Annotated in this window: 12 protein-coding genes; all 12 read right to left on the reverse strand. The window is 38.5% G+C overall.

Annotation, left to right across the window (positions count from 1 at the left end; translation table 11 throughout):
• Window positions 1-174 precede the first annotated feature (174 nt).
• On the reverse strand, window positions 175-1,074 hold the full coding sequence (locus QI30_RS18310; protein ID WP_126992016.1) for a response regulator: 900 nt from the start codon (window positions 1,072-1,074) through the stop codon (window positions 175-177).
• A gap of 1 nt (window position 1,075) precedes the next feature.
• On the reverse strand, window positions 1,076-2,347 hold the full coding sequence (locus QI30_RS18315; protein WP_126992017.1) for an ATP-binding protein: 1,272 nt from the start codon (window positions 2,345-2,347) through the stop codon (window positions 1,076-1,078).
• A 157-nt stretch (window positions 2,348-2,504) separates the two neighbouring features.
• Window positions 2,505-2,834, reverse strand: coding sequence for an antibiotic biosynthesis monooxygenase (locus tag QI30_RS18320; RefSeq protein WP_126992018.1), 330 nt, complete (start codon window positions 2,832-2,834; stop codon window positions 2,505-2,507).
• Entirely contained in the window at window positions 2,825-3,223 is a 399-nt protein-coding gene (locus QI30_RS18325; RefSeq protein ID WP_126992019.1) for an ankyrin repeat domain-containing protein, read from the reverse strand. Before QI30_RS18325 ends, QI30_RS18320 begins: the two co-directional genes overlap by 10 nt.
• A complete protein-coding gene (locus QI30_RS18330; protein WP_370323636.1) occupies window positions 3,224-4,000 on the reverse strand; it encodes an ABC transporter ATP-binding protein in 777 nt (258 codons plus the stop codon).
• Window positions 3,993-5,021 carry a FecCD family ABC transporter permease gene (locus QI30_RS18335; protein ID WP_126992021.1) on the reverse strand — a complete coding sequence of 343 codons (1,029 nt, stop codon included), beginning with the start codon at window positions 5,019-5,021 and terminating at the stop codon, window positions 3,993-3,995. Before QI30_RS18335 ends, QI30_RS18330 begins: the two co-directional genes overlap by 8 nt.
• Entirely contained in the window at window positions 5,021-5,956 is a 936-nt protein-coding gene (locus QI30_RS18340) for an ABC transporter substrate-binding protein (RefSeq protein WP_126992022.1), read from the reverse strand. The genes QI30_RS18335 and QI30_RS18340 overlap by 1 nt, the downstream gene beginning before the upstream one ends.
• A 230-nt stretch (window positions 5,957-6,186) precedes the next feature.
• Window positions 6,187-7,179 (reverse strand): cache domain-containing protein, encoded by a 993-nt coding sequence (locus QI30_RS18345; RefSeq protein WP_126992023.1) that lies wholly within the window; start codon window positions 7,177-7,179, stop codon window positions 6,187-6,189.
• Window positions 7,180-7,321: 142 nt separating this feature from the next.
• On the reverse strand, window positions 7,322-8,758 hold the full coding sequence (locus QI30_RS18350; protein WP_126992024.1) for a YcdB/YcdC domain-containing protein: 1,437 nt from the start codon (window positions 8,756-8,758) through the stop codon (window positions 7,322-7,324).
• 118 nt (window positions 8,759-8,876) lie between these two features.
• Window positions 8,877-10,046, reverse strand: coding sequence for an L-aspartate--L-methionine ligase LdmS (gene ldmS / locus QI30_RS18355; protein WP_126992025.1), 1,170 nt, complete (start codon window positions 10,044-10,046; stop codon window positions 8,877-8,879).
• A gap of 1 nt (window position 10,047) precedes the next feature.
• Window positions 10,048-11,262: a M20 family metallopeptidase gene (locus tag QI30_RS18360; RefSeq protein WP_126992026.1), complete on the reverse strand. Its 1,215-nt coding sequence runs from the start codon at window positions 11,260-11,262 to the stop codon at window positions 10,048-10,050.
• Window positions 11,263-11,485: 223 nt separating this feature from the next.
• On the reverse strand, window positions 11,486-12,664 hold the full coding sequence (locus tag QI30_RS18365; protein ID WP_126992027.1) for an MFS transporter: 1,179 nt from the start codon (window positions 12,662-12,664) through the stop codon (window positions 11,486-11,488).
• Window positions 12,665-12,685: the final 21 nt, after the last annotated feature.

Consider the following 12,685-nt stretch of genomic DNA (forward strand, 5'->3'; position numbering starts at 1 on the left):
ATATAATTATTTTTCATATCTACTTTTAAAACTATAATCTTATTCTATAGTTGACTTATAAAATCCGACATTATCCGACAGTTTTATTAAATAAAATTTTCAAAATAATTATTTCTTCATAGTTTTTTTTGATAATTACCGATGCATATATCTCATTATGCGATGAAATTCATCTCATTTTGAAGGCTTTCTCCTAAATTTATCCATAGAATCCACAAATAGAACTTGAATAAACTTTTTAATATTTACTTTTATCTTTTTCGGCATGGAACCGCTTTCTTGAACTTCTTTCATTGCTACACGAATTTCTGCGAAGTCAAAATAACGTGGTGCATAGTATTCGAATTCAGGATTGGTGTAGTCTACAACACCTAATGTAGCAATGTTATTCATTGCTGCAAGGATGGTACGACGAATCCGTTGCTCAATTGCTTTACTTTCTTTTGCAATCTCTGGTCCACTAAAACGTGTCTTAGAAGCAATTTCTTCATACAGTCCTTTTAAGGAAGGAACTTGCATCGTTGCTTCTTCACGTTCTGATAGTAGCATAATGATTCGTACGATATCATCACTCCCTACTTCGCCGACAATACCCATTTCACTTAGAATAGAAAGCACAACATCTTTCATCGTTAAATGTGTTTCTTCTTTCGTTTCTTCTTCAAAATGAAGAATCGATTTACGGATCGTCATCAGCGATTTTTTCAAAATAAAGCGTTCACTCGTTTTACGTAAGATACTTTGCACTTCTATACGATTGATTGGCTTGTTAATGAAAAACTCAACATCCTTTTCATAGGCTTCTCCAATCATTTCCTTATTAACTACTTGTGAAATCATAATAAAATGACCTTTAAAGCCTTGGCGACGAAGCTGGTCCATTGTTTCAATGCCATCCAAATCTGGCATTAATAAATCAATTAATACAAAATCGGGATCGCTCGAAAGAATGGGCTCTAATGCATTTTCTCCGCTATCGGCTTCTCCTAATACAACACCCATATCGCCTTCTAAAATAATTTGTTTCAACATGCGTCGACTTGCCGCATCATCATCGACAATAAAATAGCGCATTTTACTTTTCCCCCTTTTGCAAAATCATTTGCATTGGAATATCGACAATGAAAATAGTGCCCTTTTCTGGTAGCTCCACTTTAATATGGCCATTTAATGTTTGAATTACTTCTTGTACATGCGAAAGACCAATACCTGTAGCGGCTACTCCTTGTTCATTATATTTTGTCGTAAATCCTGGTTCAAAAATAATATCTAAATCTTCCGGTGGAATTCCTTTGCCATCATCTTGAATAATAAAATAAACGTTATCATTTTTTTCAAAAACTTTTAAGTCAATTGTTCCTTGTCCCTCTAATGCTTCAATTCCATTCGCAACAATATTATTTAAAATAGCGAGTAGTGGAATGTGTTGGTTTGTATAGAAATCAACAGATTGTTCCACATGAAACATTATATTTCGACCAAGCATTGCACCGTACTTTTCGTTGGCTACTTGTACAAGATTCATGACATCTGATAGTGAATAGTACTCTTCCGTTTTATGCATCGTCATTTCTGAAATGCTCGAAAAAATACGCTGGGAATCTTTTTTCACCTCATGAATCTCCTGTGCAATATGTAGTGCTTTTAAGCCTAATTTACGATTTTCATTTTTCTTCAGCTCACGGTATAACTCGTAGCTTTCTGCCATAATTTGCTCAATATGATTCATTGATTTTTGTAAATACAGTGCTTCTACATATAAATCAGACCCCATCGTTAATTGCTCTTGAAGGTGCTTTCGTTGCTCAGATAAAATAACTGTACTATAAATTCCGATAACAAAAAAGCTACGGAAAATCGCGACACATGCCACTAAGACAAAATCAAAAAAACTTAACGATATGTCTGGGATTAATAAAAATCGGAGTACATGCTCAGCACTATTACTAATAAATTCAATAATAGAGGCGAAAACCCCTAATAATAATGGTTGGTTGCTATACATGCGTAAATTGAAAAACTGGAATGCGCATGCAAAGACCACATAATAGAAGAAAGCCGGGTAATTATTAATGAGTACCTCTGATGAAAAGCCATGATTTATTAACTCTAAGCCCATACGAAAGAGAATCGTGACGATGCCTGTTAGCACGCCAACAAGGATGACAGACTTCACAGGGCGTACTAATAAAAAGAGCAAGAAAACAATACTCCCTAAAGCAAATCGAAAATTTTCTGTACTACTAAAGGGCAGTAATTTAATTTCACCTAATAATGTCGTTACAACGGCAACGATTAAAATCCAAAGCCATTCGGCATTTAAAAAATTGTATTTCGTTTGAAGCATTGTGCGCCATCTCCCTTATTGTATCTTATCTCACTCTGAACGGATGTCACGAAATTATTAGAAATGACGAATGTTCTGCTTAAAAGTATAAAATATTTATATCCTTTTGCATATAAAAAGGCCACGTTATAAGCGTGGCCTTTACTTTAAAAATGTATTATTTTGCTGGTACAGCTGGATAATGTTCATATTTTACTTCGTAAATGCTAACATCATTTCCTAGCATTGGTGAATCTTCTTCTTTTGCGACACGTTTATGTGTATTCACCGCTTCTTCTGATGTGAACCAAGCATTGAAATCTGATTTTGTATCCCAATTCGTGCAAATCTTCACTTCATCGTAGTCATGATTTTTTTCATTAATTAATACTTCCATGCGAATAAAGCCTTGTGCTGATGCGACTGATTTTGGTGTAGCAAAACGTTGTGCTACGGCTTCCCCAAATCCTTTTTTTGTACGAATTGTATTCACTAATTTTACTGGCATTGAAATTTCTCCCTCTCCATTAATTGATTTAAGTATTCAAGCACCGGCTCTGCTTCAAATCCACCACGCTCAGCATGACGAATCAGTGCGATACCATGTGCTCCCTTAGCATGTAGTAGCATGGGATTGTCATCCAACGCCATTTCAACAAAATTTAAATCCCCGAGCATTGCTTGTGAAAATAAGGTTTTCTTTGCGCCTTTTTTAAGTAACAGTTCTGCAATGTCCCTACTTCCTGTATGCGCCGCGGCGGCAAGACCACTTTCAATATCCCCCGCACCCCAGTCCATCTCTACAAAGGCGAGGGACGGTTCAATATTTAAAAGATGCTCTACTATGTCATAATCGCCATGCGCCGCAATGATAAATGGTCGAATCAATTCTTTCATTTATCCGTTCCTCCTTCTCAGTGGTGTAAAGTAAACACCATCATTATTGCTATGAACCTCTGCGTCGATATTAAAAACAGTTTGAAACATTTCTGTACAAAGCACGCATTGGGGGATGCCATCATAATGAATTTGGCCATTTTTCATAACAATTAGGCGATCGCTATAGGTAGCAGCTTGGTTAATATCATGTAGTACCATCACAACAGTAATGCCGAATTCCTCGTTTAAATATTTCACAAGCTCTAGTACTTCCATCTGATGTGCAATATCTAAATAGGTTGTTGGCTCATCAAGAAGCAATACTTTGGAGCGCTGCGCAACGGCCATTGCAATCCATGCACGCTGACGTTCACCACCAGATAGACCTGGCAATAAGCGATTTTTCATATGCGTCAAGCCGGTTACATTCAACGCCCATTCGACGATTTCTTGATTTTCGTGTGATAACTTCCCGATGCCCCGCTGAAATGGTGCACGACCAAATTCAACAAGCTCACCAACTGTTAAATCTAAGAGATGGTCATTCATTTGTGGGAGCATCGCAAGATTTTTTGGGAGTTCCTTTTTGGGTATGGCTTTTACATTCTTGCCATCAATGATGATATTGCCTTCTTCTGGCTTTAATAAATTAGCAATCACACGTAGTAGCGTCGACTTCCCAGAACCATTCGGACCGATTAAACTAATCACTTCGCCTTTTTCAATAGTTAAATTGATGTCCTTTAATGAAAAAGCAGGATTGCGTACGAATTGAATATTTTCTGCTTTAAGCACGTGCATCGCCCTTTCTATTTCGTTGAATTAAATACAAGAAGAATGGCCCACCAATGAAGGCTAATAAAATACCAACCGGCAACTCAATTGGATCAAATACCGTACGTGCAATCATATCTGCAAAGACGACGATAAAAGCGCCGCCAATGGCTGATGCTGGTACTAAGAAGCGGTCATCACTACCGATGATAAGGCGTAGAATATGTGGAATGACTAAGCCAACAAAGCCGATTAAGCCTGAAACACTAACCGCAATACCTGCAAGTAATGCACTAAGTACAATTAATAAAAAGCGTATAACTTCCACGCGTTGCCCTAATAACTTTGCTACATCATCCCCTAGGCGTAGCATCCGAATATATTTCACAGAAAACATCGAAATGATGATGGCACCGATTGCATAATAGACAATCAGTTGAAAATGAGACCAGCCAACGCCGGCAATACCACCTGATAGCCATGGTAGTGCGGCCTGTACACGGTCGCTATAAAGTAGCATTAAAGCATTTGTTCCTGCACCGACAATTGCATTCACTGCGACACCGACTAGCACGATTTTGACGGGTGTTGCACCACCCTTCCATGCTAATAGGTAAATCAGTAATGCGGTAATTAACGCACCTAAAAATGCGGCTAACGGTAATAATGTGATGTATGCAGGAAAAATAATCATAATCGTAATGGCTGCAATACCGGCACCTGATGACACACCGATGATGCCAGGGTCAGCGAGTGGATTTCGCATAATTGCTTGTAAAATCGCACCAGCTATTGCTAAGCAAGCGCCCACTAACATTCCGACCAGCACACGTGGAAAGCGTAGCTCCCAAATGACACGACGCTCTAATGAACTATCTGCAACGGTTAAGCCATGCCAAATTTCGGTTAATGAAAAGCGTACGGGGCCAATCATTAAACTAGCGATGGAGACGATGAGCAGTAAAGCCGTTAATACAATAAATGTCCACCGCCGTTTTTTTGCTAATGGATGAACTTTTACTGAAGATTGTATCGCGACCATTAGCGCACCTCATCTAGTTGTTTTTTCATTTCATCCAGTGCTTCCGTAATTTTCGTTCCTGGGTTTTGGCCAAATAATTCTGCGGATAACACAACAACGCGTTTCTCTTTAACGGCATCTAAGTTTTTCCAAGCCGCATTTTGATTCATTTCTTTCTCAAAGGCTTTTTTTACTGCCTCTGGATCGCTATGTGTGATGAGCATGACGATTTCTGGATTTGCTTCAACAATTTTTTCGGTACTCATACTTGCATAGTTTGGATATTGATCTGCTTTCGGGAAGTCTGCCGCAATATTTTTGCCACCAGCTTTCGCTAAAATATCACCTGATAGTGAAGATGGTAATGCTGCTAAAAATGTCCCTGGTGCACCGTAAACGAGTAATGCACGTACTTTATCCGTGTTTTTTTCTAGCGTCTCTACGTGCTCTGTGATCTCATCGTTTAAATCACTTGCCTGCTGCTCTTTTTCGAGTACATCCCCAAATAATGTAATATTCTCTTGAATATCCTCAATGGAATCAGCTTTCGTATACACTACTTTGGAACCTTGATTTTCAAGTGTGTTGGCATATTGCTTAAATGATTTCTGTGCGAAGAAAACATCAGGATGTACTTGTGCAATTTTTTCTAGTGAAGGTGAATGAGGATTGCCGATTTCTTGAAGGCCTTCAAAGCTGGCTGGTTTTTTACCTGTCATGGTTGGAACGCCCACAACATTCGCCTCTAGTTCCATTAACGTTTCTGCGTCTCCCGGGCTAAGTGCTGCCACAGATGTTGGTGCTTTTGTAAGCTCCACTTTATTATTGAGACGATCAGTTGTTGAAATGTGAACTTTCCCAGCTGCTGTGTTTGTATCGCTTGATGACCCACTACCACAAGCAGCTAATCCGAGCGTCAAACACGCTACAATAGAAAGTCCTATGTATTTACGCATGTTTTTGTTCCTCCTCGCCGCTTATAATTGATAAACATTATCATTTAAAACATGTTGAATTCATCATACAAGCTAATGAGAATCATTGTCAATTAAATTTTCAGAAAAAAATAAAAAGCGATGGATTTTTGCGAAATACGCTAAAAACCCATGCTTTTTCTCGTTAATATCATTTTTTTGTTATCGATGTCACGTCAAGACCTATTTCATTCACTATGTCATTATAGCTTTTAATGCATTGGCTCTACGACAATTGCACACCACTGCTTACCCTTATACGCGTTATATCCTTGCGAGACACTAAACGCAACGAGCTCATTTCGTTCCATTTGATAGCCACTTTTTTCGATACCTCTTATAGACTTTTGCACGGTGGCGTAATGTGCTAAGTCTTTTTTCAAAACGTCTGTAGCATCCTTAGAAGCAATGACAATGCCATCTTTATTGATTATGTATAAGGATGAATCCTGACCTACATTTGCGCGTTCAATAATTTCCATGACATATTGCCAGTTAAACCTTGTTGATATCACACCAATGGTTTTTCCTGTATCGTCCTGAATTGGACTTGAATAATTCATCGTATGCGCTTGAATGGTTTTTGAATAATAAAGGTCTGTCACATACGGCTGATTTGTTTTTATGACCTGCTCAAACCATTCATGTCCTGATAAATCTTCACCGATTAATTGATGGTTTTTTGCGGTTGCAACGACGTGACCAGTTAAATCGACAACGAGTAATTCGAAATATACTTCATAAATTTTTAGTGTATGTGCTAAAAACTGATTTGCAATTCGTTGATTTTCTATTGAATGATTTTTCACAACATTTTTCACAGCTGAAAAAGTTGCCCATGCCTGTGCATCACAATTACGCTCGAATAAGTTGCGTTCAATTTTATCGATCGTATCGTAGGCAACATCGACGGTACGCACCGCAATGATTTCATTCGCTTTATTATGCATGCGCTGAATAATGTCTTCACTCGACTTACTAGCTTCCATGCTCGACGTCGCAAATTTATCGATTTCCTTAGCGACGACCGCAAAACCACGTCCTGCCTCACCTGCTCTAGCAGCTTCAATACCTGAATTAAGTGATAAAATCTTTGATTGCATCGAAATGCTTTGAATTTTTTGCATCACTTTTTGCATTTCATGATTGTCTTCTTTTAACTCTTCAATAAGTGCGGAAATATTTAGCTCAGTCGTTGTTGTCATAAAGTAGCCCCCTTTTCTTCTATTATAAGCAAAGTTATTTGAATTTTTCGACTTTTTTATTATAAAAAATCTGCAGGACCGATACTTTCCTCACAAAAAAAAGAAGAACAGCATTTGGATGCTGCTCTTCCCTAGGAGGCGATTAGTCTTCTAAATATAAATCTTCGAAAATGAATTCACCCGTATTGCTTTCAATTTTTTCTAGTATTGATTGACCATCATTAAAGATAATTTCATAAACTAACGTGTAAATCGGGAAATCATCCTGACTTTCAATGGCACGTGCTAAACGAAGTTGTAATGCGTCAATATAACGTTTATTCGCCTCTTCTAATGATACTTCTACATCATCTGTTGAGAAATTCTCAATAACTGCTTCATTTACGCGTGTCACTGTACAGTCTTTAATATGTCCCGTGTACGTGCCAATATCGACATGAATATTGTATTCATCCACTGGGATTCCTTGTACGGTACGCAGGAATGAGAATGTACGGAATGGCTCGAAATCATTGTCGTCTTCATCTTCAAATTCATCATCGTCATCAAACTCGTCATCTTCTTCAGCCATTGCCTCTTCTATTGCACGGAAATAGGCAAGCTCTTCTTCTGTCAGCTCTGGCTCTTCTTCTTCAAGCTGTTCTTCAAGCTCAAACTTCGTATGAATTTCACCAACAACTAGTTCTAAAAATTGTTTTGCATTATCTTCTAGCTCTGCAATTGAAAGTTCTGGTTGCGTTTCATCCCAAGGTTTCACAGATTCGTACATGGTTTCGTAGGCATCACTGCGATCGATGCGCACATAAATGCTGTCATCTGTTGGTGATGTCCATGTTTGTACATCTTCTTCATCAGTAAATACCATGTCTGAGTCAATACCCAATAATTCAGGTAATGATTTTGTAACAGTTACCGCTTCGATTGCTTTTTTTGGTAATTCTTCTTCCGCGTCTGGGTCGAATACAGTCGTTACTTTGCCATCAACACCTACTGCGGTGAAACGATTTTTAGGCACATAAACAATATGCAGCTTGTCTGGCGTTTCTTCAATTTCACGTTTTAATAACAGTTCATTTGCTAAAGTTGCTTTTGCTTGCTCGGCGGTTACAGTTATTTCTGGATACGTTAATTGGTAATACGTTTGGTTTAGCGTTGCTGACACGATAAAGCCTTGTCGATTGATTTCGACCTGTGCACCAGAGTTTGGCAGTGGCAGATTTAATTGGTGATCAAATTGTTCAAAGGTTACTAAAATCGTATCGCCAATCCATTGTTGTACATTTACATAACGTAAGTCTCCTGAACAAAATTCTTCCGCAAATTCTTCGGCCATTTCTTTTAAGTCTTCGAGTTCAAGTTCTTCGTATTCATCTAATGAAATATCATTATTGTCTGTAATTTCTTCGATATCGATCATAATATTCGTTAGTTTACCTTCATCTGACACTTCAATTTGACCGTATATAATACCACGATTGGCATCAACGATTTCGCCCATGAAATCTTCTTCTTCGCGTTCGATTTTTATAACTGGACGACCAAGCATGTACTCTCTAATTGCCATTTCTAATTCCATCATTATACTTAATCCTCTCATTGCTTGTTCTATAGATTTGTTACTATCATATCATGTTTCTTCTTTATTTTTGCATATGTAATGAAATTGAAAAAAGGAAAGCTTTCGCCTTCCTCTGTCGTTAACGTGCTACTGCACCACTTTTAAATAAACTTTCCTCATAAAGCTCAATATCTTCTAAAGAAAAGGCATGCCAAATGCAGACAAAGGATGATGGGGCACCGCCTTCAACTGCATCGCCGTCGTAATAACTAAGCGGTAATAATACATCTTGTGCAATATAATCTGCCATCAGATTATAGAATGCGTCGTTATGTTCCTTATCTATCGCATCATAGGTATAAAATTTCATACAGTGACTGTCTAATGCCTCAGCATACATGAGCATCGATGTAGAGCCATTTAAACGGAAATTTAAGTCAATGGCTTTTACTTCGCCTTCCTCCGTCCATAACAAATCGAAGCCTGCAATGCCTACATAGCCTTTATCCACACCCGCCTGCATAATTTCACGTCCTGCTTGAATGACTGCTTCCGGAACATTATCAATCATTACATTACCTGCATAAACCCCCTCGTCATCTGTAATTTGTACAGAGGTACCGAGATACTGAAGACCAATATTTTCACTATAGGCATACTGGCACGAATAATTTTCAATTTCTTTAACATATTTTTCAATGATGACATGATCTGCGCCTTCTTGCGTAAAGAGCTTTTTGGCCTCAGCAAGCTGCTCTTCTGTATGACAAATTTGCACACCATAACCACCAGCAGTTGGCGTTTCATCGCCTGGCTTTAAAACAAATGGTAATTCCCAGTGCTCTAGTGCCTTTTCTAAATCTTTACTATCAATCACTTCACGTTCAGGTACATATTTTTCTGGAACGATTTCTCGTAAATAGGCTTTGCTATTTAAATAATTTAACAGTTTTGCATCCATCCAGTAAGCATCGCGGTCAATTGTTTTCTTACCATGAATATATTGTAAAACGACTTCTTTTTTCTCGTCACCCCATTGCTTTAAAATCGCATTGTAATCTTCTTTATTTTTATACGTATAGGGCTGTTCTGGAAATGGAATACTTGCTAAATCGAATAGCTTTTTTGCTTTATCTGTTTGTGTTGCCTCGTGAACAAGTACAGGCACGTCTGCAATTAATGTTTCACGTGCAGATAGGGCATTGAGTTTTTCGTTGCTTGGCATCCAAGGATTGATTTCATGTGCTGGTCGCGCTGAGAAAACAACATCGCCATAAATATCTCTCATCGTATATTTTGGTTTTAGCATATTAAATACTCCAATCTGTAAAGGTTTGTTGTTCCACTACATCTTTATGAGTTGCTTTAATACTTTCTAATAATTCCGCATCCTCCATAAGCGCCAGTCCTGTAAGTGCAAGAGCCTTTGCTGACATAAGAAGCGCCTCATCTGCTTTTGGTGAAGCGGCTGCCTCACAGAATTCTTTTGTATGACCAATTAATGTAGAGGATCCGATTTTGATATGTGGATGAATTGTAGGTACTACTTGACTAACATTCCCTGTATCGGTAGCTCCGAATCCAAAATTATCATCATGGAATTGTTCACCTAAGCTTTCGGCCATTTCTCTAAAGACGCCATCTAACGTTTTATTAATGAAAAAGTCATCGACGCCATTTTGGATAAAGCTAAATTCCATACGAGCACCAGTTTGTAAGGCTGCTCCTTCTGCAATCGCTTTAATACGGCGTGTTAAGTCATTTAAATGACCTCGACTACGTGCGCGGGTAAAGAAGCGCGCCTTCGTATATTCCGGAATAATATTTGGTGCCTGGCCACCTTCTAAAATAACGCCATGTACACGGTCTGTATCGAGCATTTGCTGACGGTATGCATTAATACCGGCATAAAATTGAAGCATTGCGTCGAGTGCATTGATACCGTCATGTGGATTTTCAGAGGCATGTGCTGGCTTACCAAAAAACTCCACTTCAAAAACATCTACCGCAAGCGTCGGAATCGTTTCATAAGAATCATGTCCGGGATGTACCATGAGTGCAACGTCGACATCTGCAAAACGTCCATCTTTTACATAAGCGGCTTTTGCACTGCCATTAACGCCACCTTCTTCTGCAGGTGTACCATAAATACGTAATTGCCCGCCCACTTTATCTACGACTTGCTTCAGCGCAATGCCTGCTGCACTAGAAGCGGTACCGATTAAATTGTGCCCACACGCATGACCAAGTCCTGGTAGCGCGTCATACTCTGCTAAAAAGGCAATGGTCGGACCTTCCTTTTCTGCCTTGTAGCTTGCGATAAAACCTGTATCGTAGCTTGAAATATTTTTTTCAATTTCAAAGCCAAAATCCTCTAATAAATCAATCAATGTTCGCGACGCAAAAAATTCTTCATTGCCGACTTCTGGTCGTGCATGTATTTTATGACTAATATCAATTAAACGGTTAGATAATTGGTCCACCGTCTTTTCAATACGTGTGCGATATTGTGCTGTAACTGTCATACCAAATCCCCCTTGTTACATAAATTGTAATTAGTATATGTATTTGCCACAAACAATAGCTACGTAAACATAATAAAAAATTGAATTTTTTGTTAATTATCGTAAAACTCCTTATTTTTACGTAAAAAAAGAGAGTAGGCTCAAATCCTGCTCTCTTTTCCGCTAGTATTTCCATCATTCGAAAATGGAGTTGTAATGCCTATTTGCTGACAGCGAACAGGCATTATTGTTGATAACGACGTCCTTTTTTTGATACGTACATATATAAGAAGAAAGCAACGACGATAATGATACATGCTGTTAAATACATAGTTGAATAGCTACTCGCACCTGCGATGATACCCATCACAGCTGCACCAACTGCCATCCCTAAATCCATTGAGTTGAAGAACACAGAACTTGCAACCCCAACGCGTTCTGGTGGAACAGATGACATGACCTCTGTTTGATAAATTGGTGTGATAGAGCCGTAACCAATTCCCATAATCGCACCCGCAACGATTAACATCCAACCTGCAGTCGTCATTTGAAGAACAAATAAACCAATTGCAAAAATCGCTAGGCAACTAAAAATGATATATTTTGGCCCATATTGATCGGCTGCTTTCCCAACAAACGGACGACATAATAACATACAAACCGCATAAACAATAAAGAAATAACTTGCTGCTGTCACTAGATCTAACTCTTTCGCATAAAGTGATAGGAAAGCTGAAATACTTGAATACGCAATTGCTGAAATGAACGTCATTGCCGCGTATGGAACGGTTCGCGGATCAACAATATTGCTAAATGAGAATTTTCCTTTTTGTGCATGTTTGTCTGCGTTGTCACCAGGAATCGTAATAATCATTGCTAACAAGACATTAAAGACGGATAGCACTGCACAAATAACAAACATCGCATTGTATGAGGATGCACTCGCAAATTGTAGACCGATAACAGGACCAAGCACCATCGCAAGTCCCATTGCCATTGAATAATAACTTAGCCCTTCTGCACGGCGTGTCATCGGAATAAGCTCGGCACTAACGGCACCTTTAACGGTTGTAATAATTCCAAAGATAATCCCGTGAATTGCACGAACAACTAATAATACGGCAAATGAATGTACGAAGAAATAGAATAAACAAGCTACGAAAAACGCAGTAGTTGAATAAATTAAAATTTTCTTTTGAGAGAAACGACTAATCCAACCCCCAGCAACCGGTCGTACAATAATCGCAAAAATTAAAAATACCGTTAATAACCAGCCTGCCTTATCTGCTGAAGTGCCAAGCTTTTCTGTAATAAAAAGTGGCAGCGCCGTTAATAAAATATAGAACACTAAAAAGATAAATAAGCTCATCAACGTAATGTTAATAAAACTTTTTGTCCATAGTGGCTCTTTTTTTGTAGACAATCTATGCATCTCCTTTTTAAG

The sequence above is a fragment of the Candidatus Kurthia intestinigallinarum genome, assembly GCF_003991225.1.
Lineage (GTDB): Bacteria > Bacillota > Bacilli > Bacillales_A > Planococcaceae > Kurthia > Kurthia populi.

Bases quoted from the DNA above. Each gene is read 5' to 3' on its own strand.
- QI30_RS18335 (WP_126992021.1), bottom strand. From the start codon at position 5,021: ATGGTCGCGATACAATCTTCAGTAAAAGTTCATCCATTAGCAAAAAAA.
- QI30_RS18325 (WP_126992019.1), bottom strand. From the start codon at position 3,223: ATGAAAGAATTGATTCGACCATTTATCATTGCGGCGCATGGCGATTAT.
- QI30_RS18310 (WP_126992016.1), bottom strand. From the start codon at position 1,074: ATGCGCTATTTTATTGTCGATGATGATGCGGCAAGTCGACGCATGTTG.
- QI30_RS18315 (WP_126992017.1), bottom strand. From the start codon at position 2,347: ATGCTTCAAACGAAATACAATTTTTTAAATGCCGAATGGCTTTGGATT.
- QI30_RS18350 (WP_126992024.1), bottom strand. From the start codon at position 8,758: ATGATGGAATTAGAAATGGCAATTAGAGAGTACATGCTTGGTCGTCCA.
- QI30_RS18360 (WP_126992026.1), bottom strand. From the start codon at position 11,262: ATGACAGTTACAGCACAATATCGCACACGTATTGAAAAGACGGTGGAC.
- ldmS (WP_126992025.1), bottom strand. From the start codon at position 10,046: ATGCTAAAACCAAAATATACGATGAGAGATATTTATGGCGATGTTGTT.
- QI30_RS18345 (WP_126992023.1), bottom strand. From the start codon at position 7,179: ATGACAACAACGACTGAGCTAAATATTTCCGCACTTATTGAAGAGTTA.
- QI30_RS18320 (WP_126992018.1), bottom strand. From the start codon at position 2,834: ATGCCAGTAAAATTAGTGAATACAATTCGTACAAAAAAAGGATTTGGG.
- QI30_RS18340 (WP_126992022.1), bottom strand. From the start codon at position 5,956: ATGCGTAAATACATAGGACTTTCTATTGTAGCGTGTTTGACGCTCGGA.